The organism is Pseudomonas sp. W2Aug9, from assembly GCF_023127755.1.
GTDB classification, from domain to species: Bacteria; Pseudomonadota; Gammaproteobacteria; order Pseudomonadales; family Pseudomonadaceae; genus Aquipseudomonas; species Aquipseudomonas synxantha_A.
In genome coordinates this window covers 180,721-205,545 of the sequence record NZ_SPKL01000010.1, presented here as the reverse complement: position 1 = coordinate 205,545, position 24,825 = coordinate 180,721, and the positions used below count along the sequence as shown (strand labels likewise).

19 protein-coding genes are annotated in these 24,825 nt (G+C 60.4%); 16 read left to right on the top strand and 3 right to left on the bottom strand.

Features of this window, described 5'->3' with window-relative positions; all coding sequences use genetic code 11:
- The first annotated feature begins 73 nt into the window (after positions 1-73).
- The 11 genes from alg8 to E3O56_RS07825 all read left to right on the top strand — a co-directional run bounded on the left by alg8 (position 74) and on the right by E3O56_RS07825 (position 15,175).
- On the top strand, positions 74-1,555 hold the full coding sequence (gene alg8, locus E3O56_RS07875) for a mannuronan synthase (RefSeq protein ID WP_164699511.1): 1,482 nt from the start codon (positions 74-76) through the stop codon (positions 1,553-1,555).
- A 37-nt stretch (positions 1,556-1,592) separates the two neighbouring features.
- Entirely contained in the window at positions 1,593-2,759 is a 1,167-nt protein-coding gene (locus E3O56_RS07870) for an alginate biosynthesis protein Alg44 (RefSeq protein WP_005785015.1), read from the top strand.
- Between the two features lie 110 nt (positions 2,760-2,869).
- Complete coding sequence (gene algK, locus E3O56_RS07865) at positions 2,870-4,291, top strand: alginate biosynthesis TPR repeat lipoprotein AlgK (protein ID WP_103733590.1); 1,422 nt, start codon at positions 2,870-2,872, stop codon at positions 4,289-4,291.
- Complete coding sequence (locus E3O56_RS07860) at positions 4,288-5,775, top strand: alginate export family protein (RefSeq protein WP_032877688.1); 1,488 nt, start codon at positions 4,288-4,290, stop codon at positions 5,773-5,775. Before algK ends, E3O56_RS07860 begins: the two co-directional genes overlap by 4 nt.
- Positions 5,775-7,343: a mannuronan 5-epimerase AlgG gene (gene algG / locus E3O56_RS07855; protein WP_005785009.1), complete on the top strand. Its 1,569-nt coding sequence runs from the start codon at positions 5,775-5,777 to the stop codon at positions 7,341-7,343. The genes E3O56_RS07860 and algG overlap by 1 nt, the downstream gene beginning before the upstream one ends.
- Positions 7,344-7,354: 11 nt before the next feature.
- Complete coding sequence (locus E3O56_RS07850) at positions 7,355-8,803, top strand: alginate O-acetyltransferase (protein WP_032881093.1); 1,449 nt, start codon at positions 7,355-7,357, stop codon at positions 8,801-8,803.
- Positions 8,804-8,811: 8 nt separating this feature from the next.
- Complete coding sequence (locus tag E3O56_RS07845) at positions 8,812-9,921, top strand: mannuronate-specific alginate lyase (RefSeq protein ID WP_103733353.1); 1,110 nt, start codon at positions 8,812-8,814, stop codon at positions 9,919-9,921.
- Between the two features lie 228 nt (positions 9,922-10,149).
- Entirely contained in the window at positions 10,150-11,682 is a 1,533-nt protein-coding gene (locus tag E3O56_RS07840) for an MBOAT family protein (protein WP_032877692.1), read from the top strand.
- Between the two features lie 11 nt (positions 11,683-11,693).
- Positions 11,694-12,863: an alginate O-acetyltransferase gene (locus tag E3O56_RS07835; RefSeq protein ID WP_248128065.1), complete on the top strand. Its 1,170-nt coding sequence runs from the start codon at positions 11,694-11,696 to the stop codon at positions 12,861-12,863.
- A 16-nt stretch (positions 12,864-12,879) separates the two neighbouring features.
- Positions 12,880-13,536, top strand: coding sequence for an alginate O-acetyltransferase AlgF (locus E3O56_RS07830; RefSeq protein ID WP_005785001.1), 657 nt, complete (start codon positions 12,880-12,882; stop codon positions 13,534-13,536).
- Positions 13,537-13,723: 187 nt separating this feature from the next.
- A complete protein-coding gene (locus tag E3O56_RS07825) occupies positions 13,724-15,175 on the top strand; it encodes a mannose-1-phosphate guanylyltransferase/mannose-6-phosphate isomerase (RefSeq protein WP_005784999.1) in 1,452 nt (483 codons plus the stop codon).
- Between the two features lie 140 nt (positions 15,176-15,315).
- On the opposite strand, the gene E3O56_RS07820 is transcribed toward E3O56_RS07825, so the two are convergent.
- A complete protein-coding gene (locus E3O56_RS07820; protein ID WP_248128064.1) occupies positions 15,316-19,044 on the bottom strand; it encodes a DUF6543 domain-containing protein in 3,729 nt (1,242 codons plus the stop codon).
- A gap of 193 nt (positions 19,045-19,237) precedes the next feature.
- Between E3O56_RS07820 and E3O56_RS07815 the strand changes: the two genes are divergently transcribed.
- The 3 genes from E3O56_RS07815 to E3O56_RS07805 all read left to right on the top strand — a co-directional run bounded on the left by E3O56_RS07815 (position 19,238) and on the right by E3O56_RS07805 (position 20,909).
- Complete coding sequence (locus tag E3O56_RS07815; RefSeq protein ID WP_148853492.1) at positions 19,238-19,450, top strand: DUF3077 domain-containing protein; 213 nt, start codon at positions 19,238-19,240, stop codon at positions 19,448-19,450.
- Between the two features lie 167 nt (positions 19,451-19,617).
- Entirely contained in the window at positions 19,618-20,082 is a 465-nt protein-coding gene (locus E3O56_RS07810) for a hypothetical protein (RefSeq protein WP_005784995.1), read from the top strand.
- 14 nt (positions 20,083-20,096) lie between these two features.
- Complete coding sequence (locus tag E3O56_RS07805) at positions 20,097-20,909, top strand: SDR family oxidoreductase (RefSeq protein WP_032877698.1); 813 nt, start codon at positions 20,097-20,099, stop codon at positions 20,907-20,909.
- Here E3O56_RS07805 and E3O56_RS07800 read toward each other — a convergent pair.
- Positions 20,906-21,763 (bottom strand): LysR family transcriptional regulator, encoded by an 858-nt coding sequence (locus E3O56_RS07800; RefSeq protein ID WP_032877699.1) that lies wholly within the window; start codon positions 21,761-21,763, stop codon positions 20,906-20,908. The two genes, E3O56_RS07805 and E3O56_RS07800, sit on opposite strands and share 4 nt — an antisense overlap.
- 111 nt (positions 21,764-21,874) lie before the next feature.
- Here E3O56_RS07800 and E3O56_RS07795 point away from each other — a divergent pair, with 111 nt between their 5' ends.
- Positions 21,875-23,062 carry an MFS transporter gene (locus E3O56_RS07795; protein ID WP_103733348.1) on the top strand — a complete coding sequence of 396 codons (1,188 nt, stop codon included), beginning with the start codon at positions 21,875-21,877 and terminating at the stop codon, positions 23,060-23,062.
- Positions 23,055-23,456, top strand: coding sequence for a nuclear transport factor 2 family protein (locus E3O56_RS07790; RefSeq protein WP_103733347.1), 402 nt, complete (start codon positions 23,055-23,057; stop codon positions 23,454-23,456). Before E3O56_RS07795 ends, E3O56_RS07790 begins: the two co-directional genes overlap by 8 nt.
- 506 nt (positions 23,457-23,962) lie before the next feature.
- Here the strand turns inward: E3O56_RS07790 and E3O56_RS07785 are convergent.
- A complete protein-coding gene (locus tag E3O56_RS07785; protein WP_032877703.1) occupies positions 23,963-24,823 on the bottom strand; it encodes an HlyD family secretion protein in 861 nt (286 codons plus the stop codon).
- Positions 24,824-24,825: the final 2 nt, after the last annotated feature.

The window sequence follows — 24,825 nt, the reverse complement described above, 5'->3', positions numbered from 1 at the left end:
GCAAGTTTCAGGCTGCCAGTGGCTTACCCCAGCACTTGCAGCCTGAAGCCTCCTCCCCTTCCGGATGACGCTTATGTCCAAGTTAAAACATGTATTTCTGCAATCGGCCGGCTGGCTGTTATTCCTCAGCCTGTTGATGGGGCTCGCCCTGCTGTTGCCGGCGAGTACCTTCGATTCGCAATCGAAGAATTTTATTTTCCTGATTGGCGCCGTGGGTATCTGGCGCTACTCGATGGGTGCGACGCATTTCTTTCGCGGCATGCTGTTTCTCTACGTGGTGTACCCGCACCTGCGCCGCAAAGTGCGCAAGCTGGGCAAGGCCGCCGACCCGTCCCACGTGTTCCTGATGGTCACCAGTTTTCGTATCGATGCGCTGACCACCGCCCAGGTGTACAGCTCGGTGATTCGCGAAGCCATCGAATGCGGCTTCCCCACCACCGTGGTCTGCTCGCTGGTGGAAATGTCCGATGAGCTGCTGGTGAAAAGCCTCTGGGAAAAGATGAACCCGCCGGCTCACGTCAAGCTCGACTTCGTGCGCATCGCCGGTACCGGCAAGCGTGACGGTTTGGCCTTCGGTTTTCGCGCCATCTCGCGCCACCTGCCGGATGACCGTGCCGTGGTAGCTGTGATCGATGGCGACACCGTGCTCGCCGAAGGCGTGGTCCGCAAGACCGTCCCCTGGTTCCAGCTGTTCGGCAATGTCGGTGGCCTGACCACCAACGAATTCTGCGAAGTGCGCGGCGGCTACATCATGAGCGAGTGGCACAAGCTGCGCTTCGCCCAGCGCCACATCAACATGTGCTCCATGGCTCTGTCCAAGCGCGTGCTGACCATGACCGGGCGCATGTCGGTGTTCCGCGCCAGCGTAGTGACTGACCCGGGCTTTATCGCCGACGTGGAAAGCGACTCGCTGCAACACTGGCGCCTGGGGCGCTTCAAGTTCCTCACCGGCGATGACAAGTCCAGCTGGTTCAGCCTGATGCGCCTGGGCTACGACACCTTCTACGTACCGGACGCCGCGATCAACACCGTGGAACACCCGCCGGAAAAGAGCTTTATCAAAGCCAGCCGCAAACTGATGTTCCGCTGGTACGGCAACAACCTGCGCCAGAACTCCCGTGCCCTCGGGCTGGGCGTGCGTCGCCTCGGCCTGTTCACCAGCGTGGTGCTGTTCGACCAGCGCGTGTCGATGTGGACCTCCCTGCTCGGCCTGACCGTGGCGATGATCGCCACGTTCAAGTATGGCGGCGCGTTCATCCTCGCGTACCTGCTGTGGATCGGTATCACCCGCCTGATCCTGACCCTGTTGCTGTCGTGCTCGGGCCACAAGATCGGCCCGGCCTACCCGCTGATTCTCTATTACAACCAGATCATGGGCGCGTTGGTGAAGATCTACGTGTTCTTCCGCCTTGATCAACAGTCCTGGACCCGCCAGGACACCAAACTGACCCGCGATTTGGCCAGCTTTCAACGTTGGTTCAACACCTGGTCGTCTCGGACCATGACCTTCTCCGCCGGCAGCATCTTCGTTGCCGTGTTGCTGATGATGGTCTGACCCTGCCAAGCCTGAATTAACTAGGAAATCGAATACTATGAACAGCCAAGTAAACGCCAACGTTGTCCACGAATCCGAAGCCCAGCGCCAGCACGCCCGGGTCAAAATCCCGGCCAAGCTGCGCTTCTTCAACAGCGACCGCACGCCAACTGAAGCACGCGTGATCGACCTGTCCGCCGGTGGCCTGGCCTTTACCGCCACCCAGCCGCTCACCGTCGGCCAAGTGCACAAGGGCCGCCTGCAGTTCGTGATCGATAACCTCGGCCTGGCCATGGACGTGGAGCTGCAAATCCGCTCCTACGACCGCCAGACCGGCCGCACCGGCTGCCAGTTCCAGAACCTCGATGCCCAGGATATTTCCACCCTGCGCCACCTGATCACCTCGCACTTGTCCGGCGACATTGTGACCATGGGCGACGTGCTGGCGACGCTGCAACGCGACAACTTCACCAAGGCGCGCAAGGTCAAGGACGGCGGCAGTGGCATGACCGCGTTCGGTCGCCTGCGTGCGGTGACGTTCAGCCTGGCGATTTTCCTGGTTGGCCTGGCCGCCTTCGGTTTTGTCTTCAAATCGCTGTACGGCATGTACTTCGTCAGCCACGCCCAGGCCGGCCTTGTGAGCGTACCGGGCATGAACGTGACCATGCCGCGTGACGGCACCGTGCAGAGCCTGCTCAAAGGTGACTCGGTAGCGGCCAAGGGCGCGCCACTGGCGACGTTCAGCACCAGTATGCTCGACGTGCTCAAGGGCCACCTGGACGAAGACCAACTGCAACCGGCCAAGGTTGAAGAGCTGTTCGGCAAGCAAATGACCGGCACCCTCACCTCGCCATGCGATTGCGTGGTCGCCCAGCAACTGGTCGCCGACGGCCAGTACGCCAGCAAGGGCGATGTGATCTTCCAACTGGTGCCGCGTGGCAGCCAGGCTAACGTCGAAGCCCGCTTCACCTACCGCCAGTTTGGCGATGTGCGTCCAGGTACGCCGGTGAGCTTCCAGGTCGCCGACGAAGAACAGGTTCGCACCGGCACCATCGTCAGCAGCACCAGCCTGAACAGCGCCGACCTGTCCTCTGACATCCGTGTGCAGATCAAGCCCGACGCACCGCTGGACAGCACCTATGCCGGTCGCCCGGTGGAAGTCACCAGTGACCGTGGCCCATCGCTGAACTGGCTGATCGACAAAGCCATGGCTCACGGTCTGTAAGCGAGGACATGCCTGTGAACCCTATTCCAACAACACCGCTGACCTCTGTGGGAGCCGGGCTTGCCCGCGATGCAGGCGACTCGGTGCATCAGTTGCGCCGCAGCGATGCCATCGCAGGCACGCCAGCTCCCACACAGAGCAGATTTCACTTGGCCTCTGCGTACTGCGCGCTGGCACTGGCCGTGAGCCTGGCCGGTTGCGCCGGCCTGCCCGACCAACGCCTGGCCAATGAAGCGCTGAAACGCGGCGACACCGTCACCGCGCAGCAGAATTACCAGCAACTGGCAGACCTGGGCTACAGCGAGGCCCAGGTGGGCCTGGCCGATATCCAGGTAGGCACCCGCGATCCGGCGCAAATCAAGCAGGCCGAAGCCACTTACCGTGCAGCGGCAGACACCTCGCCGCGTGCCCAGGCACGCCTGGGTCGCCTGCTGGCGGCCAAGCCTGGCGCCACTGAGGCCGAGCACCATGAAGCCGAAAGCCTGCTGAAAAAAGCCTTCGCCAATGGCGAAGGCAACACCCTGATCCCGCTGGCGATGCTGTACCTGCAATACCCGCACAGCTTCCCCAACGTGAATGCCCAGCAGCAGATCAGCAAATGGCAAGCGGCCGGTTACCCGGAAGCCGGCCTGGCCCAGGTGCTGCTGTATCGCACCCAAGACACTTACGACCAGCACCTGGATGATATCGAGCGCATCTGCAAGGCCGCGTTGAACACCACCGATATCTGCTATGTCGAGCTGGCCACGGTCTACCAGAAAAAAGCCCAGCCAGAACAACAGGCCGAACTGCTCAAGCAAATGGAAGCCGGCTACAGCCGTGGCACAGTCACCGCCCAGCGCGTCGACAGCGTCGCCCGCGTACTCGGTGATGCCAGCCTCGGCACGCCGGACGAAAAAACCGCTCAGGCATTGCTTGAAAAAATCGCCCCCGGCTACCCGGCGTCCTGGGTCAGCCTGGCGCAGCTGCTCTACGACTTCCCCGAACTGGGCGATGTCGAGCAGATGATGAAGTACCTGGACAACGGCCGCGCCGCCGACCAGCCGCGCGCCGAATTGCTGCTGGGCAAGCTCTACTACGAAGGCAAGTGGGTGCCAGCCGACGCCAAGGCCGCCGAGGCGCATTTCGAAAAAGCCGTGGGCCGTGAAGTGGCCGCCGATTACTACCTCGGCCAGATCTACCGCCGTGGCTACCTGGGCAAGGTCTACCCGCAAAAGGCCCTGGACCACTTGCTGACCGCTGCGCGCAACGGCCAGAACAGCGCCGACTTTGCCATTGCCCAACTGTTTTCCCAAGGCAAGGGCACCAAGCCCGACCCATTGAACGCCTATGTCTTCAGCCAGTTGGCCAAGGCCCAGGACACGCCAGAGGCCAATGACCTGGCCACCCAGCTCGAAGCGCCGTTGACCCCTGAGCAACGCGCCGAGGGCCAACGCCTGGTGCAACAGGAACTGGCCGCCCGCGGCACCCTGGCCCAAAGCACGCTGCAACTGCACGCCCTGCAAGAAGAAGACGGCGAGGAATCCCTATGAAGCTCAACCCATTCGTCAAGGCCGGTATCGGCCTGTCCTTCGCCCTGCTGTGGTCGTGCCCGACCCTGGCCGCGCTGACCGAAGCCAAGAACTTCGGCCTGGAAGTCAAAGCCACCGCGCAGTCCGAAGACGACCGCGACCTGGGCACCCAGAAAGGCGGCGACGTCAACGGTATCGGCCTTGACCTGCGCCCCTGGATCTACGGCGAAAGCGGCGCGTGGAGCGCCTATGCCATGGGCCAGGCGGTCGTGTCCAGCGACATCATCGAGACCGACACCCTGCAACAGTCGGCCGATGACACCACCGAACAATCGAGCAACGACGACCGCAAGGCCAAGAAAAACTACCTGGCCCTGCGCGAGTTCTGGGTCGGCTACAGCGGCTTCACGCCCTACCCCGGCGAGATCCTCAAGTTCGGTCGCCAGCGCCTGCGCAATGACGACGGCCAATGGCGCGACACCAACATCGAAGCGCTGAACTGGACCTTCGATACCACCTTGCTCAAGGCCAATGTCGGCGCCGCCGAACGTTTCAGCGAATACCGCACCGACCTCAAGGAACTCTCGCCGGTCGACAAAGACCGCCAGCACTTCTACGCCGACGCCGCCTACCAGTGGACGCCGGGCCAGTGGATCGGCCTGCGCGGCCACCACACTCATGACGACGGCAAGCTCGATTACGCCGAACCGGGTGTGGCCAGTGACCCGTTGGACAAGCGCGAAAACGGCGACCTGACCTGGCTCGGCATCGAAGCCAACAGCGATGCTTATAACTGGCGCAATACCAACACCGTCAACTACTGGGCCAGCATCACCGGTATGCGCGGGGACCGCGACAAGGTCAACGCCTTGAACGCCGACGGCACGCGCCCCACCAGCGCCAAGCGCAGCGATGACCTCAGCGGCTGGGCCACCGACATCGGTGTGCGCCTGCGCCTTGACCCGCAGTGGCAAGTGGGTGCGGCCTATTCCCGTGCCAGCGCCGAATACGAACAGAACGGCCTGCAAAGCAACCGTTCGAACTGGACCGGCACCCAGTCCCGCGTACACCGCTTCGGTGAAGCGTTTCGCGGCGAGATGAACAACATGCAGTCCATGAGCCTGTTCGGTTCCTGGCAGCTGCGCGAGGACTACGACGCCAGCCTGGTGTACCACAAGTTCTGGCGCGTGGACGGCAACAAGCCGGTGGGCAGCAACGGTATCGATGCGGTGCAGAACAACACCGATGACGTCACCGGCGCGATCCTCTCCAGCACCTCCCTGCCGCTGGAAGATGGCAAGAAGGACCTCGGCCAGGAGATGGACCTGGTGGTCACCAAGTACTTCAAGAAAGGCTTGCTGCCCGCCGCGCTGAGCCAGTCGATCGACGAGCCATCGGCCCTGGTGCGCTTGCGTGCCGGCGTGTTCAAGCCGGGCGACGCCTATGGCAGCCAGGTCGACTCCTACATGCACCGCGCGTTTGTCGACGTGGTCTGGAAATTCTGATGGGAGCCTGCGCCATGAATGCTCAAAGCCTACTCGTCGCGGCAATGCTGATGGCCAGCGCCACAGCGTTTGCCGATACGGCGGCCAAGGCGCCGATCATCGCCAAGGAACTGCAACAGGCCAAGACCTACACCATTTCCAGCCCGCCCACCGCGCCGCTGGAAATGGCCAAGCCGGCGCTGCCCGATCTGTCGGGCTACACCGCTGCGGCGATGGAAAAGAAGATCATCAAGACCAAGGCGGGCAAGATCAGCATCCGCCGCATGATGCAGGAAGACGCGCTCAAGGACTTTATCGGTGGCGATAACAAGATGGCCGAGTGGGTGGTGCGCCAGCATGGCATTCCTCAGGCAATCTTTGTCGACGACGGCTACATGAACCTCAAGGACCTGCTGGGCAAGGTGCCAAAGCAGTACTTCAGCGAGACTTCGCCGGGAGTGTTCCTGGCCAAGCTACCGATTGTGGTGGGCCGCAAAGGCATCCTCGATATCGACAAGAACACCCAGGAATTGCGCCTGTCCCAGCAAGCCGGCTCGTTTTTGATCAACGACGGCCAGTTGTTCGTACGTGACACCAAGGTCACCGGCTGGGATGAAAAAACCAACGGCCCTGCCCTGTTCAAGTCGCCCAAGGAATTCCGCCCGTTCCTGCTGGCCTGGGGCGGCACTGAGACCTATATCTCCAAGACCAAGATGGCCAGCTTCGGCTACGCCAACAGTAAGTCCTACGGGGTGAGTATTTCCCAGTACACGCCGAACATGGCCAAGGTGCTCAAGCGTCCTGAGCCGACCGGTTGGATCATCGACTCCGAGTTCTCGGACATGTGGTACGGCTTCTACTGCTACGAGACCACGGGCTTTGTGATCAAAGGCAATACCTACAAAGACAACATCGTCTACGGCATTGACCCCCATGACCGTTCCCACGGCCTGATCATCGCCGACAACACCGTATACGGCACCAAGAAGAAGCACGGCATCATCATTTCCCGGGAAGTGAACGACAGCTTCATCTTCAATAACCGCAGCTACGACAACAAGCTCTCGGGCCTGGTGATCGACCGTAACAGCGTCAACAACCTGATCGCCGACAACGAGATCTACCGCAACCACACCGACGGCATCACCCTCTATGAGAGCGGTGACAACCTGCTGTGGGGCAACAAGGTGATCAGCAACCGTCGCCACGGTATCCGCGTGCGTAACAGCGTGAACATCAAGCTCTACGAAAATACCTCGATGGCCAACGGCCTGACCGGCGTGTACGGCCACATCAAGGACTTGACCGACACCGACCGCGACATCGCCCTCGACCCATTCGATGCCAAGGTCTCGCTGATCGTGGTGGGTGGTGAACTGGCGGGTAACGGCAGCGGGCCGCTGTCCATCGATTCGCCGTTGAGTATCGAGTTGTATCGCGTGTCGATGCTGGCGCCGACCAAATCCAGCGGCATCAGCTTCTCCGGCATTCTGGGCGATCGCCAGGAAGAAATTCTCGACCTGCTGGTTCGCCAGCAGAAAGCCGTGCTGATCGACCCCGTCGAACGCCAGACCGAATTGCAGGACTGAGGATGACCCTTATGCACCCACACATGATCAAACTGCTGAGCCTCTCGGGTCTGACCCTCGGCCTGCTGGCGGCCAGCCAGGGCGTGCGCGCCGATGAAGTGAAAGCACCGACCTTCACCGCCGAACCATGCTGCAGCCTGTGCCCGGCCGCCCATGACGCGAAGAACTACACCACGCGCTACCAGCAGAACTTCACCACCCTGGTACAAGCCCAGGGCGACTGGCTGTTCCGTACCCAGGAAGACCTGCGCACCGAATTCGACACCACCCCGGCCGGCTACAAACGCATGCAACAGTTGCACGATGCGTTCAAGGCCAAGGGCGTGGAACTGGTGGTGGTCTACCAGCCGACCCGTGGCCTGGTAAACCGCAACAAGCTCAACCCTGAAGAAAAAGCCAAGTTCGACTTCGACAAGGCGCTGACCAACTACAAGACCATGCTCGGGCGTTTCGCCAAGATGGGCTACGTGGTGCCGGACCTGTCGCCGCTGACCAACGAGCAGTTGCCGGACGAGCTGCCGGCTCACGACTTCTACTTCCGCGGCGACCAGCACTGGACCCCCTACGGCGCCCAGCGCACGGCGAAGATCGTCGCCGCCAAGGTCAAGCAGATGCCGGAGTACGCCGAGATTCCCAAGCGCGAATTCGAGACCAAGCGCTCGGGCCGCATGGGCAAGACCGGCACCCTGCACAACATGGCCGGGCAACTGTGCGGCACCAGCTATGCGATCCAGTACATGGACCAGTTCACCACCGAACCCAAGGGCGAGGCCGGCGACGGTGACCTGTTCAGTGATTCGGGCAACCCGCAGATCACCCTGGTGGGCACCAGCCACAGCGGCAAGAACTACAACTTCGCCGGTTTCCTCGAAGAAGAAATCGGGGCCGACATCCTCAACGTCGCCTTCCCCGGCGGTGGCCTGGAAGGCTCGATGTTGCAGTACCTGGGCAGCGACGAGTTCCAGAAGACCCCACCGAAGATCCTGATCTGGGAATTCTCGCCGCTGTACCGTCTCGACCAGGAAACCATCTACCGCCAGATGATGGCGCTGCTGGACAACGGTTGCGAAGGCAAGCCTGCACAGATGTCCGCCAGCACCACCCTCAAACCCGGCAAGAACGAACTGATGGTCAACAGCGCGAACAAAGACCTGCGCAACGCCAACCATCAGGTCGATATCCGCTTCGCCGATCCATCGGTAAAAACCTTGCAAGCCACCCTCTGGTACATGAACGGTCGCCACGAGGACATCAAGATCGAGAAACCCGAGACATCCGATACAGACGGGCGTTTCGCCTTTGAACTGCGCACCGATGAAGACTGGGCCTCGCAGAACTTGCTGGCCGTGGAAGTACAGGGCCCGGAAAAGGGTGCTGCCGCGCAGAAAGTCGAAGCGAAAATTTGCACACGCAACGTATTCCCAAGCGGTGGTCAACAGACCGCTTCAACTGGGCAATGAGGTTACTTATGCAGAAGCTATTGATTCCATCGTTACTGGGCCTGGCGATCTTCGCCGGGGCAGCCAACGCCGCCGCGCCGCTGCGCCCGCCCCAGGGCTATTTCGCACCGATCGAAGCGTTCAAGACCGGCGACTTCAAGGAAAACTGCGACACCATGCCGACGCCCTACACCGGGCCGTTGCAGTTTCGCAGCAAGTACGAAGGTTCGGACAAGGCGCGCTCCACGCTGAACGTGCAGTCGGAAAAAGCCTTCCGCGATAGCACCGCCGACATCACCAAGCTGGAAAAAGACACCAGCAAACGGGTGATGCAGTTCATGCGCGACGGTCGCCCGCAGCAGCTCGAATGCACCCTGAACTGGCTGGTCTCGTGGGCCAAGGCCGACGCACTGATGTCCAAGGACTTCAACCACACCGGCAAGTCCATGCGCAAATGGGCACTAGGCAGCATGGCTTCGGCCTATGTACGCCTGAAGTTCTCCGAATCTCACCCGCTGGCCAACCATCAGCAGGAGTCGCAACTGATCGAAGCCTGGTTCAACAAGCTGGCCGATCAGGTGGTGAGCGACTGGGACAACCTGCCCCTGGAAAAAACCAACAACCACTCTTACTGGGCCGCCTGGTCGGTGATGGCGACCTCCATCGCCACCAACCGTCGCGACCTGTTTGACTGGGCCGTGAAGGAATACAAGGTCGGTGTGAACCAGGTCGATGACCAAGGCTTCCTGCCGAACGAATTGAAGCGTCAGCAACGCGCCTTGTCGTACCACAACTACGCCCTGCCGCCGCTGTCGATGATCGCCAGTTTTGCCCTGGTCAACGGTGTGGACCTGCGCCAGGAAAACAACAGCGCGCTCAAGCGCCTGGGCGACAAAGTGCTGGCCGGGGTGAAAGATCCGGACATCTTCGAACAGAAGAACGGTAAAGAGCAGGACATGAAGGACTTGAAGCAGGACATGAAATTCGCCTGGCTTGAACCCTTCTGCACCCTCTACACCTGCGCGCCGGATGTGATCGAGCGCAAGCACGGGATGCAACCCTTCAAGACGTTCCGCCTGGGTGGCGACCTGACCAAGGTGTACGACCCGGCGCACGAAAAAGGCAACAAAGGCAGCTGATACATAGCTCCCGGTTGGACTCGGTCCAACTGTGGGAGCTGGCTTGCCTGCGATAGGGGTCTGACATTCAACATTGATGTCGACTGATACACCGCCATCGCAGGCAAGCCAGCTCCCACCGTTAACCCGGTTCCTTCAGTGAAATTGCAATACAACCTCCTCCGAAATCGTGGGGGGGTTTGGGGGGGCTCTGGCCCTTGACTGTTGGTTAAACATGGAGAGATCGGGATGGTTTTCTCGTCCAATGTGTTCCTGTTTCTGTTCTTGCCGATCTTTCTCGGCTTGTACTACTTGAGCGGGCAACGCTATCGCAATCTGCTGCTGCTGATTGCCAGCTACGTGTTCTACGCCTGGTGGCGAGTGGACTTCCTGGCGCTGTTCGCCGCCGTCACGCTGTGGAATTACTGGATCGGCCTCAAGGTCGGTGCCGCCGGCGTGCGCACCAAGCCGGCGCAGCGCTGGCTGCTGCTCGGCGTGGCGGTCGACCTGTGCATCCTCGGCTACTTCAAGTACGCCAACTTCGGCGTCGACAGCATCAATGTAATGATGAAGTCAGCGGGCCTGGAGCCGTTCATTCTCACCCACGTGCTGTTGCCGATCGGGATCTCGTTCTACATCTTCGAGTCCATCAGCTACATCATCGACGTGTACCGTGGCGATACCCCGGCGACCCGCAACCTGATCGACTTCGCGGCGTTCGTGGCAATCTTCCCGCACCTGATCGCCGGCCCCGTGCTACGTTTTCGCGACCTGGCCGACCAGTTCAACAACCGCACCCACACCCTCGACAAGTTCTCCGAGGGTTGCACGCGGTTCATGCAGGGTTTCATCAAGAAGGTATTTATTGCCGACACCCTGGCGGTGGTGGCCGACCATTGCTTCGCCCTGCAAAATCCCACCACCGGTGACGCCTGGCTCGGCGCGCTGGCCTACACCGCGCAGCTGTACTTCGATTTCTCCGGCTACAGCGACATGGCCATCGGCCTGGGCTTGATGATGGGTTTCCGCTTCATGGAAAACTTCAAGCAGCCATACATCAGCCAGTCGATCACCGAGTTCTGGCGGCGCTGGCACATCAGCCTCTCTACCTGGCTGCGTGATTACCTGTACATCACCCTGGGCGGCAACCGCAAAGGCACGCTGACCACCTACCGCAATCTGTTCCTGACCATGCTGCTCGGTGGCCTGTGGCACGGCGCCAACATCACCTACATCGTGTGGGGCGCCTGGCACGGCATGTGGCTGGCGATTGAAAAAGCCATCGGCCTCAATACTGCGCCGCGCAGCTTCAACGTGTTGCGCTGGGCCTTCACCTTCCTGCTGGTGGTGATGGGCTGGGTGATCTTCCGCGCCGAAAACCTCCACGTCGCAGGCCGCATGTACGGTGCGATGTTCAGCTTCAGCGAATGGTCGCTGTCGGAACTCAACCGCGCCAACCTTACCGGCCTGCAAGTGGCAACGTTGGTCGTGGCCTACGCAACCCTGGCGTTCTTCGGCCTGCGCGATTTCTACACCAACCGCCCAGCCGACAAGACCAAGCCGGCCGATCCGAGCCTGATCAAGGCGGTACCGGGCGACAACCCAGGCAGCATTCACGAGCCCGGTTTCAGCGTGGGCCGTGACGCCGCTGTGCAACCGGCCTACTGGACCGCTGACTGGCCACGCTACGCCATGCGCGCTGCGGTGCTGCTGCTGTTCGTGGCGTCGATCCTGAAACTGTCGGCGCAGAGTTTCTCGCCGTTCCTTTACTTCCAATTCTGAGGGAGCCGACCATGACCCGTTCATTACGCGTCCTCTATATCGGCCTGTTCCTGGTGCTGCTGCTGGCACTGGGGGCGTGGTCACTGCGCAGCTTCTTTGGCTTCAGCACCAACGCTGATGCCACGGTGCTTAACGGTCGCTGGACCAAAGCCGTCGAGACTCACTATGACGAGGAGTTCCCGATCAAGCGCCTGGGCACCAACCTGTGGGCTGCGCTGGACTACAAGCTGTTCAATGAAGGTCGCCCTGGCGTAGTGCTGGGCCGCGACCACTGGCTGTACAGCGACGAGGAGTTCAATCCCGCCGTCAACGAAGACCAGAACCTTGAAGGCAATTACGCACTGGTCGAAGGCGTGCGCCAGAAACTCAAGGCCCAAGGCATCCAACTGGTGATGGCGATTGTGCCGGCCAAGGTGCGCCTGTACCCGGAACACCTGGGTGAGGTGAAGCCGGCGAGCATCCACGCCAACTTGTACCAGGACTTCCACGCCCGGGTCGCCGCCGGCAACATCCCGGCTCCCGACCTGCTCGGCCCGCTGCAACAGGCCAAGCTGGGTGGCAAGCAGGTGTTCCTGCGTACAGACACTCACTGGACTCCGGACGGTGCGGAAATCGCCGCCAAGCAACTGGCCAAGGCGATTGCCGACAAGACCCCGCTGAGTGGCGAGCCGCAGCGTTTTGTCACCGAGGCCGAAAAGATCGAGCCACACAAAGGCGACCTGCGTCTGTTCCTGCCCCTGGACCCGCTGTTCGAAAACCTGATGCCGCCTAAAGAGCCGCTGGAAAAACGCGTCACGCACCTGGCCGAAGAAAAAGGTGACGACGCGCTGTTCAGCGACAGCGAAACCCCGGTGGCCCTGGTGGGCACCAGCTACAGCGCCAACCCCAACTGGAACTTCGTGGGCGCGCTCAAGCAAGCCTTGCACAGCGACGTGGTCAGCTACGCCGAAGACGGCCACGGCCCGATCCTGCCGATGCTCAGCTACCTCAAAAGTGACGACTTCAAGAACAACCCGCCCCAGCTGCTGATCTGGGAATTCCCCGAACGCTATCTGCCCGTGAATAACGAAATCGGTGACGCCGACCCAGCGTGGGTTGCGCAGCTTAAACAAGCCGGTTCGCGCCAACAGAACATGGCAATCAACACTAAATCCGAGACGCCCGACCGGGCGCAAAACTGAAAGAGAGGTAACTCACATGACTTTCACTACTACTCCTCGTCGTCTCGCCAAGACCCTGGCTATCGCTGCCGGCCTGAGCTTCGTATCAATGTCCGCCTTTGCCGGTGGTGACGCCGCCCTCTACGGCCCGACCGCGCCGAAGGGCTCCAGCTTCGTGCGCATCTACAACGCCAGCAACCAGGAAGTCAGCGCCACCGTCGGCGCCACCAACCTCAGCGACGTTGCACCGTTGGCCAGCAGCGACTTCAGCTTCATGCCGGGCGGTGACTACAGCGCCAAGGTCGGCAGCCAGACCGTACCGGTCAAACTCGCCGCCGACCACTACTACACCCTGGTCAACAGCGGCAGCGGCCAACCGCAGTTGATCGAAGAACCGCCGTTCAAGAACAAGCAGAAATCCCTGGTACGCGTGCAGAACCTCAGCGACAAGGCCCTGAGCCTGAAAACTGCCGACGGCAAGACCGATGTGGTCAAGTCGGTGGCCGCCAAGGGCCGTGGCGAACGTGAAATCAACCCGGTGAAAGTGAGCCTGGCGCTGTATGACGGTGACAAGAAGGTCGGCGATGTGAAGCCGGTGGCCCTGGAGCGTGGTGAGGCAGCGGTGCTGTACGTCACCGGTTCCGGTTCGAGCCTGTCGCCAGTCTGGGTCAAGCGCCCAGTGTCGACCCGCTGATTATTTCCCTGAGTTGACACGTCCCCTTGTGGGAGCTGGCTTGCCTGCGATGGCGGTCTTGTAGGCGCCATCGCAGGCAAGCCAGCTCCCACACTGACCGGTTTTCAACTCAGGACCGAGACAAAAACAAGAGTGAAACGACAAACCTTCGTAGCTCTGACCCAAACTGATTCAAGGAGAAACACCCATGATCCCAGTAATCCTTTCCGGTGGTAGCGGCTCACGTCTTTGGCCGCTTTCGCGTAAACAGTTCCCCAAGCAGTTCCTGGCCCTGACCGGCGAACACACGCTGTTCCAGCAAACCCTGGAGCGCCTGGTGTTCGAAGGCATGGACTCCCCTATCGTGGTCTGCAACAAGGACCACCGCTTCATCGTCAACGAGCAACTGAGCGCACGTAAGCTCGAATGCCAACGCATCCTGATGGAGCCCTTTGGGCGCAACACCGCACCGGCCGTGGCCCTGACCGCGATGATGCTGGTCAACGAAGGCCGTGACGAGCTGATGCTGGTGCTGCCTGCCGACCACGTGATCGACGACCAGAAAGCCCTGCAACGTGCCTTGGCCCTGGCCACCGTAGCCGCCGAGCGTGGCGAGATGGTGCTGTTCGGCGTACCGGCGACCCGTCCGGAAACCGGCTATGGCTACATCAAGTCCACCAACGACTCGCTGTTGCCCGAAGGCGTGAGCCGCGTGCAGCAGTTCGTGGAAAAACCCGATGAAAAGCGCGCCATCGAGTTCGTCAAAAGCGGTGGTTACTTCTGGAACAGCGGTATGTTCCTGTTCCGCGCCAGCCGCTTCCTCGAAGAGCTGAAAAAGCACGATCCGGACATCTACGACACCTGCGTGCTGACTCTGGAACGCAGTGAGCAGACCCACGACACCGTGACCTTCGACGATGCCACCTTCGCCTGCTGCCCGGACAATTCCATCGACTACGCCGTGATGGAAAAGACCCAACGCGCCTGCGTGGTGCCATTGGCCGCCGGCTGGAGCGACGTGGGTTGCTGGGCCTCGCTGTGGGCGGTCAATGATAAAGACGCCAACGGCAACGTGAGCAAAGGCGACGTGGTGATCCAGGACAGCCGCAACTGCATGGTGCATGGCAACGGCAAACTGGTATCGGTGATCGGCCTGGACAACATCGTGGTGGTGGAAACCAAGGACGCGATGATGATTGCCCACAAGGACAAGGTCCAGGGCGTCAAGCAGATGGTCAACACGCTCAACGAGCAAGGCCGCAGCGAAACCCAGAACCACTGCGAAGTCTACCGTCCGTGGGGCTCCTACGACTCGGTGGACATGGGCGGCCGCTTCCAGGTCAAGCACATCTCGGTCAAGCCGGGCGCGTGCCTGTCGCTGCAAATGCACCACCACCGCGCTGAACACTGGATCGTGGTCAGCGGCACCGCCGAAGTCACCTGTGACGACAACGTGTTCCTGCTCTGTGAGAACCAGTCCACCTACATCCCGATCGCCTCAGTGCACCGCCTGCGCAACCCGGGCAAGATCCCGTTGGAGATCATCGAAGTGCAATCGGGCAGCTATCTGGGTGAGGACGATATCGAGCGGTTCGAAGATATCTACGGGCGCTCGACACCGGTTGAACGAGGTGTTTCGGTGAAAACTATCGCGCAATAAAACAGTCGTACAAGAAGCCCTCACCCAACCCATTGCGTCCCCTATCCGCAGTGGGTTGGGTGGGGGCTTTTTGTTTGGGCCTTTGTGGTCAATTTAAAGCCATCATGGGCCCTTACCCAATACCGGCCAACGCCATGGGCTTATATTTTAATTGGCGTTTTCCCATGAGAAATAACGCGATTGACCATTACACGGTCAGGACCAGCTGGGTACTGCAAAGGAATTGCAAACTTCGTCTCCACATAAAAAATATGTGGGTTATGAGAGCTTTGGATAACGTTCAACCCCGACGTATTGATTTCATAGTAGTGCGACATTTTATCCAACGCATTTTGATATTTACGCTTCCCAAAGATGGTTTCGGAAATCTTTTTGGTCGGCATATCTCCTGGCGCCAAGTCCGTAAAGTAATGCCTGCCTTTACCTTGGGGCAGACGTTGACCATCAAAATCTGACGCTGAAGAAGTAAGGGCTTTCTCACCCATGATTTCGTGATGAGGATTTTTCCCGGTGTAGTGATAAAAAACATTCTGACCTTTTACCGGTGGATCCAGCAGCGCCTTTAAACCGTCAGGGACGCCCTCCACTCTAGGTTGCTTATTGGCCGGTTGAGCACTTGTCGCGTTATTCGTGTCGACGTTGCCTGAAAAGCTGCCTTGGTCCAACGGACGCTTGTTCGGCCGGGATGTCCCCGTAGCAGTGGGAACCCCGCCCGGCAATCGGCTCAATCGCCACTCACCGTTACCCGCGGACCCCAGAAATGCTTGAACCCTATAGAGCTTCGACGTCGTCAATGGCGCCTGAGGATCCACGATAGCGACCCGCCCGTCACGTGCGTGGAAGGCCGAATCAATTTGATACACCTTGTTGACCCCGGTACTGTCGGTATAGCGCACGTAAAAATTATCGCCCACATTATAGGTACCGTCCGGCCTCAAAATGCGGCCTTTGATGACATCTTCCGACACGGAAAAGGCGCTCAGATCAAGGTTTGGACTCGTGCCGGCCGTTGGTGCTCTGGCGATGACTGGAGGGGCTGGCGGCACCACCGGGCTTTTGAACACCGGCCGCAACGGCACGGCATTCACATTGGGAATACCAGAGGCGGCCATCGTGAAATCCGAGTAGACCGCACGCATCGCGCCCGGACTTTTGAGCAGCCGCGGCAAGATTCGAGCATTGGCGCGCAAGGCCGTCACGCCAGCCTTTCCTAAGCGAACCCCCATGGAGATGCCTTTTCCGAGCACTGGCAACAAGTCAAGGAAGATGGAGGCCACCTCAATGCCGAACTGAACCTTGTTGATTCTCGATTGATGCGCAACCTCTGCGCTGCTGACGCTTTGGTGGTCCGCGTGATCGATGAGCAACTTCACTTTCTGCTTGTACAGCTCATCCTGAAAGTTGCCATCGAAGGGTTTGAGTGTCACCGGAGCGCTCGTCAATTTGAGTGCAGTGACGAGCGCATCCAGCGTGCGCAATGGGCTCTTCGTCGGATCGAATGCGCGCTCCTTGATCGCCTCGCCAGCTTTAACCACGTCGTTTTTATCGACCGGCGACGCTCTGCTCGCGGTGTAGAGCCTCCACTCCTTTTTCTCCATCAAGGCGTTCAGCGCATTCACATCCGCCAATTCGCGAAAACACACGCCGTCGGGCGCATTCGGCGTGCACAGTACAAGCGAGGCGTCTGTGTCATTGCCAATCACCATCGCGCCCTGAACCGGCAACCCACGCTGAATAAGGGCACTGGTGACAATTTTTTTCCCATCCACCAGAGGCCGGTCAGCCGAGTCCGGGTAGTCAAGAACAGCCGCGACCCACTGCGCTCCTCGTTTGGTACTGGTGTCTTGGGTAGCGTCTATGTTGTAGGTATTGGGGTTGAGTGCTGCGAGAAAAGCCTCTTTATCCAGCATGTCGCTCAGGTGGGTTTTCCACGCTTTGCGGACGTCGCCGGCAGCACCCGACTCGGCATCCGTGGCCAACTCCTGTTTAAGCAGCTCAGTATAGGCGCCTCCCACATCGGCAGTGTTGACCAACGCTTTGAGCTGCTCGGTATCCAGGATGACCTGCTTGCCATCGTCGCCCAGCAGAGGGTTGCCGTGAGTATCGGTCAGCGGCAGTTCGAAGGTGGACCGGCTGAAGTGGCCGTGCTGGACGGCTGGAAACTCACTGGGGTTTTTCAGCGCCAGATCAGTCAGCGATACGCGGTGCTGCTTGACGGTGAGCGTATGACTGCTGCTTTGCCCGCCAGAGTGAGGATTGGACCTGGTTTTCACCCGCACCATCAGCTTGTCCGCATCGACCTGCGCAGCGGGGAACTGCCGTTTGATCGCTTCGTTCATCCGGTCGCGGGAAAAGCTACCCAGAGAAGGAAGGGTTGCCAGCGATGACGCCAGCGCATTTGCACTGCGGGCCTCGGAGTGTTCCAGGTAATCAAACAACGCTTCCTGGGCCGGGCTCAGGTTTTTCAGCCACTCGGGGGCCAGCTTGTCAGCCAGTTGTTCATCTCGCGCCGCCATGGCGTTTTCGCCACTGAGCAGGTACGACCAGTCAGCGGCATCATCCATGCGCTTGAGTGCTCCCGGCTCTGTCGATACCCGGGCGAGATTCGCAACGACTTCCTCCTGCTGACGCTTGAGCATCCAGGGGATGCCTTCGGCCAGCACATCCCCCGTCAAGGGTTCGGCGCTCAACATCACATCGTCGCCAGAAGGCGGTTCCGACTTGTTTTGTAACGACAACGGCAGTGTTTGCAACAGTAGGTCCGCGTCGGCGCCCCCCTCATCAAGGCGCGCTGCAATCGCCTGGCGCGCCAGGGCTGGCGTCGCAAACTGCTCGAACCCCTCACCCGGGGTGTACAGCACGACCGGCCCATTAGTCTCATCGAGTGCCAAGGTCCGGCCTTTGGTCCAGACGGGGGGCGTGGCCCCGGAACCGTCGGTGCTGGTGATTAGGAAGCAGCCCGCCATCAAGGCTCCCCGCTCGCTACCGTCATCAACGGTAAGCGGGTAGACACCAGGGCGTGCGCCATTGGGGAAGACAGCTTCCCGTTCAGCCAGCGTGGGGTATTGCAGTGCTGCGTCGATCAACCGCTTGCTCGCTGCGCTCAGTGTTCCATCGCTCACGCGCAATGCCGCCAGCGTCGACAGTTGTTGCTTGTGCAAGGTCAACAACTGGTCTTGAGGGGCCTGCAGAACCTGAGGGTCTTTCAACGTCGGGCGGGGGGTTGTCCAGAAGGTTTGAAGGGCCATCGGAAACTGCGTGACCATGCGCTGGGCAATCGTATCCAGTGTCAACTGTGGCGTGACGAGGGTGCCCGGGCTAGTGTCCGTGTCCGGGGTAAAAATGCCGGACTGTTCAACATCGTCAACGACGGGCTGCTGGCCAGGATTGGCCAGCAAGGTCGCAACCTTCCTGTTCAAGGCGTCCAGCACCGGCTCGGACGACAGTGTTTTGATAGAGCCATCGTCCTGCTCGACCCAGCGCTTGAAGACCAGGTCTTGTGGCTTCAGGGTCGACATGTACGGAAACATTTGGTCCACTTGCTGGCGCAGGAAGTCCTGGAAGCTCGGTTGCTCACCGTGCAAACGCTGCATGTCGCGGGACTGAAGGGCGTGTTGGGTGACAAACGCCTCCTGATTGGTAACCTTGAATTGCTGCATGAGCCGTGGGTATTCCACCCCGACCGGGGGTATGCCGGCCGAGGTGGGAAGATGAATACCGTCCGGCGCGTAGGTCAATACCGGTGGCAGGTGAACAGGGGGTTGCACAGATGTTTCAACGGCAATATCGGTTTGGGTGGCCAATGCGTTTGGGGCAACAACGCTTTGTGGGGGGGAAAGGTGGGTCGAGTTTTCGGTCGCTGCAAACATGGAATAAACCTTACATAGAAGAGTTGAACGTCGCCGCTACCTCCCTGTAGGTCGTCAGATAAGTGGACGTTCAATGCGCTCCGGTTCCTGTCCCGAATGTAAGCTCAAGTAGCAGAACGCTGTGAGCTCTGCTGAAAATGCAAGAGCAAGTACCAGGGCACTGTACGGTCCTATTGATTGAAGTGAAAAACACCTGCCTGGCGTACAGCCCCTTCCCCTCGAACATGCGCTGGAACATGCCAGTCATGTACTGGGCACCACTCGAGTCCTCACCCTGGCTGCTCAGGACCTATACACCGAACACCAGAGCTACCTGAATTGGGCCAGCTTGCAATTAGCCGAAACCGGCTTGGCCTTGGTCGAGGCCCACATCGAAGGTTTGCAGGTGGACGCTGCTGCTCAGTAAGTAAGTCATCGGGAGCAAGCCCCCTCCCACATTTGAATGTGTTCACAAATCAAAGGTGGGAGGGGGCTTGCTCCCGATGAGGCCCGCACGGCCACCACAGCACTCAAGTTAACCAATCCCACCTACGCTTAAGTTAGGATGCTCGTTCCCCATTCGAGGTGGTCTCCATGTTCTTCGGCGTTCTCCTGATCATCACCTGGCTGATCCTGCTGCTGCGCTACCCGGCGAAGGCGCTGCCGGTTTCGCTGGCGGCTGCCGTCGGCCTGGGTTTCGTCGCCGTCTGGGTGGTGTGGCTGGACAACCGCGAAGCCGCGCAACTGGCACGCCTTGAGTTGCGCATCAGCTATGCCCCGCAGGACTGCCCGGCCGACCGCCCACTGAAATTGACCCTCAACAACGGCAACGACGTGCCGTTGACCGAACTGCGCTGGCGCGTGGCCGCCTACGCGCCGGGCGACACGGTCAACCTGGCCGACAATGTCTACGCCGCCCCACGCTATCGCGGCCCCGGCGAGTTGCAGGCCGGGGCCACCTGGGATGATTGCCTGCCCACACCGCCGTTGCGCCCCGGCTATCGCCCGCAAACCCTGGAATTTCGCGCCGAGCACCTGCAAGGCAGTTTCTCGGACTGACAAAGGAATGATGCATGCCCAACGTACTGATCACCGGTTGCTCCAGCGGCATCGGCCGCGCCCTCGCCGACGCGTTCAAAGCCGCAGGCTTCAACGTGTGGGCCAGCGCCCGCCAGCCAGATGACGTCGCCGCCCTCGCTACCGCTGGCTTCAATGCCGTGCAGTTGGACGTCAATGACAGCGCCGCCTTGCAACGCTTGGCCGAACAAATGGGCGAACTGAATGTGCTGGTCAACAACGCGGGCTACGGCGCCATGGGCCCGTTGCTCGATGGCGGCACCGAGGCGATGCGACGCCAATTCGAAACCAATGTGTTTTCCATCGTTGGCGTCACCCAGGCACTGTTTCCCGCGTTGCGCCGCAGCAAAGGACTGGTGGTGAATATCGGCAGCGTTTCCGGGGTATTGGTGACGCCGTTCGCCGGCGCCTACTGCGCATCCAAAGCCGCTGTCCATGCCTTGAGCGATGCCCTGCGCATGGAACTGGCACCGTTTGGCGTGCGGGTGATGGAAGTGCAGCCCGGTGCGATCAATACCCATTTTGCGAAGAATGCCGGGGCCCAGGCCGAATTGTTGATCAACGAAACATCGCCCTGGTGGCCGTTGCGCGAAGGCATTCGGGCGCGCAGCCAGGCCTCCCAGGACAAGCCAACCCCAGCCACTGAATTTGCGGCGGATGTGCTCAAGGCCGTGCAGCAAGCGCAGCCACCGCGTCTGCTAAGGTCGGGCAATGGCAGCCGGGCGTTGCCATTGATGGCGGCGCTGTTGCCCAAGGGGTTGCTGGAGAAGGTGTTGAAGAAGCGCTTTGGGTTGGGCGGTAAACTCTAACCCTTCATAAAATCAATAAACGCCCGCACCTTAAGCGGCAAATGCCGGGTATCCGGATACATCGCGTAGACCCCTTGGGGCGCGAAGCGATAGTCCGCCAATACACGCACCAGCCGTCCCGCCTCCAAATCCTCCTGCACAAGCCACTGTGGCAAGATCGCCACACCGTGGCCACGCACCGCAAACGCCTGGAGCACCGCCGCACTGTCGGCCACCAAGGCGGCCGGACCTGCGCGGTATTGATGCCCATCGCCGGCAGGGTCGGTCACGCTCAACTCCGTCAAGCGGCCATGGCCCAGCCTGGGCACCTGCTCCAACTCCTCCAGGGTCTGAACGCCCGCAAACGCTGGCGCAGCGACGGCGAACACTTCAAACGTCGACAACCGCACCGCTCGATGATTGGAGTCCAGCAAGCGCCCCAGGCGAATAGCCACGTCAAAACGCTCGGAGATCAAATCGGCGTGGGTGGAGGATGTGGATAAGTGGATATTCAGGTCCGGGTGCAGGCGGCGAAACGCTTCCACCGCCGGGGCGACCACGGCCAGGGCATACTCGACGGTGGTGGTGATGCGCAGCGTGCCTTTGAGCTGCGCATGTTCGGAACGGGCCTCTTCCACCGCCAGGCGCGCCTCTTCGAGCATTCGTGTGCAGCGCAGGTAGAAACGTTCGCCGGCATCGGTGAGCGCCAGCTGGCGAGTGTTGCGGGTCAGCAGGGTGACGCCCAGCTCCGCCTCCAGGCGCTTGAGGTTGAAGCTGACCACGGCGCGGGTCTGGCCGAGCAGATCCGCGGCGGCCGTGAGCGAGCCGGCCTCGACCACGGCCTTGAAGGTGTCGAATCGATCCAGGCTGACCATCGCCACGCCCTCCGTTTGTCAAAATATTTTTGACAAACTAACAGGCAAACCGACGTATCCCAAACCCTGCTTGCCGCCTACCCTGCGCGCTTCATTCGCAGGATCGCGTTCATGACCTACCGCTCGAAAATTGCCTGGATCTTTCTACTGGGTTTTGCCCTGGACCTGGTGAACATGTTTGTCGCCACCGTCGCCTACCCGGACATCGCCCGCGAACTGCACGCCTCGGTCACGCAACTGGCGTGGATCAGCAATGCCTACATGCTCGGGCTGACGGTGATCATTCCCTTGAGTGTGTGGCTGGCGGCGCTCATGGGCGAGCGCACCCTGATCGCCACCAGCCTGCTGCTGTTTGCCGGGGCATCGGTGATGGTCGGCCAGGCCGGCTCCATCGACGCGTTGATTGGCTGGCGCGCTGTGCAGGGGCTCGGCGGCGGCTTGTTGATTCCGGTGGGGCAAGCCATGGCTTACCGACACTTTCCCGCGGCCGAGCGCAGCCAGTTGACGGCGCGGGTCATGTCGGTGGCATTGCTGGTACCGGCATTGTCTCCGGCGCTGGGTGGGGTAATTGTCGACAGCCTGTCCTGGCGCTGGATTTTCTACGCCAACCTGCCTCTGGCGCTGGTGACCCTGCTGCTGGCGCTGCTGTGGATAAAACCCGATGTGCCTTCCACCGTACGCCCGCCCCTGGACCTGGGCAGTATGTTCAAACAAGCCGCCAGCCCGATGCTGCGTGTGGCAATGCTGGTTTACCTGTGTATTCCGGGGATATTTATCGGCACCAGCCTGATCGCCATCCTCTACGTGCGTGACCTGGGGTATGACGCCACCCAGACCGGCGTGCTCATGTTGCCGTGGGCACTGGCCTCGGCAGTGGCGATTTACTTGAGCAAAAAACTCTTCAATCGCTGCGGCCCGAAACCTTTGCTGCTGGCGGGCATGGTGCTGCAATGCGGCGGCATCCTGTTGCTCAACGAGCCGGCGCTGATCATTGCGGCCTACGTCTTGATGGGCCTGGGCGGCAGCCTGTGCAGCAGCACCGCACAGACCCTGGCCTTTCTGGATATTCCCGCCGAGCGCATGGGCCACGCCAGCGCGTTATGGAACATGAACCGGCAAGTGAGCTTCTGCGTGGGCGCCGCCTTGCTCAGTGCAGTACTGTCGACCTTGGATTCCTTCGCCATAACCTTCACGATAGCGGCAGCTCTGACCCTGTTGCCGCTTTTCGCAGTGTTGCGCCTGGATGCCTCCAGGATACGCACGCTGCTTCACCCTTGCAGCGAGCCCAAGCATGATTGACTACAGCGATTTTTTTGAGGAAGTGATCCAGACTCACGTCGAGATCGAACAATGGTTTGCCGGGGTTGCACCTGAGGGCACGCTGGAAAACCTGCTGGCACGCTTCTCACCGGAGTTCAGCATGGTAGCGCCGGCCACCGGTACGCGGGTCAACAGGGCCGGGGTCAATGCGTTGTTCACGCGCCTGGGTGGGATGCGGCCGGGGTTGAAAATCACCTTGAGCGAAATGACCGGGATTGATCGTCATGCGCGGGGAGCCACGGTGACGTATCGCGAGCATCAGGTGGATGACAGTGGCACCCAGACAGATCGCCGCGCCACGGTGGTGTTCGAGAAGCAGGCCAGTGGTGCGCTGTTGTGGCGGCACTTGCATGAGACGTTTATCAAGGCTTAACGCGGGCCTAAATGTGGGAGAGGGCTTGCCCCCGATGAGCATAGGTATCTACACAACTTTGTAGTCGCCAATGGTAACCACGATGCGAAGCGAGCCGCTCTTGATCTTGATCTGCTTTTGATCTCAGGCGCCCCGTCAAACCACGCTGGCCGGAATTCGACAGGGATTTGGGGGGTAAACCGGCAGGGATGCCGGTTTAGCCGCCCCGCGCCATGGATGGCGCGTGGCGGCGGCCCCCCAAATCCATGGCGGATTACGGGCACACCGAGCCTAAGCGAGGTGCCGAGTGGTGGGGCAAGAGCCCTTTGGTTACTTTGGGGCTCTTTTCCAAAGTGACCCGCTGTAAAAGCGGAACCAATAGCAGCCGTTACCCAAATAACGGATATGTACTCGGTCTGATCCAACATCCTGGTCGGCTGTCAGGCCGCCATCGGGGGCAAGCCCCCTCCCACAGGGGCCCGCGGTATACCGAAAAGTTGTGTAGATACTCATGCCCCTCCCACAGTTTAGTTTTGTGTTGGGTTGACGATCACAGTGCAGGTAATCCCGGCCGCCAACAGCACGCCCTCCGGCACTTCATCAATGTGAATCCGCACCGGCACACGCTGCGCCAACCTCACCCAGTTGAACGTCGGGTTCACATCGGCAATCAGCTCACGGCTCTCGGGGTTGTCGCGGTCGTAGATGCCACGGGAGATGCTTTCCACGTGACCCTTGAGTGTCTCGCCACTCATCAATTGCATATCGGCTTTATCCCCGACGTTGACGTGGGGCAGCTTGGTTTCTTCAAAGAAGCCATAGACCCAGAACGAATTCATATCCACCACAGCCATCTTCGCTTCACCGATACGCGCATAGTCGCCGCGATGCACGTTGAGGTTGGTGACGTAGCCATCCACTGCCGCCAGCACACGGGTACGTTTCAAGTTGAGTTCAGCGGCCTCCAGTTGCGCCAGGGCGTGCTGGTAATCGGCCAGGGCCGAGTCAGCGATATTACTGGCGTCGTCGCGGTTTTCCCTGGAGATCACCAGGGCGTCGAGGTCGGCGCGGCGGTGGGCGTTGAGCTTGCGCATCTCCCAGGTAGCCTTGCGTGAGGCCACCAGCGATTGAGCTTGCTTGACGGCAATGCGGTAGTGCTCGGGGTCGATCTGCATCAGCAGGTCGCCTTTTTTTACCAACTGGTTATCGCGTACCGGCACGTCCACCACCTCGCCGGTCACGTCAGCCGCGACGTTGATGATGTCGGCGCGCACGCGGCCGTCGCGGGTCCATGGCGTTTGCATGTAGTGCACCCACAACGTGCGGCCAATCCAGATCGCCAGGGCCAGCACCAGCAAGGTCGCGAGCAGGCTGAAAAACTTTTTCATCG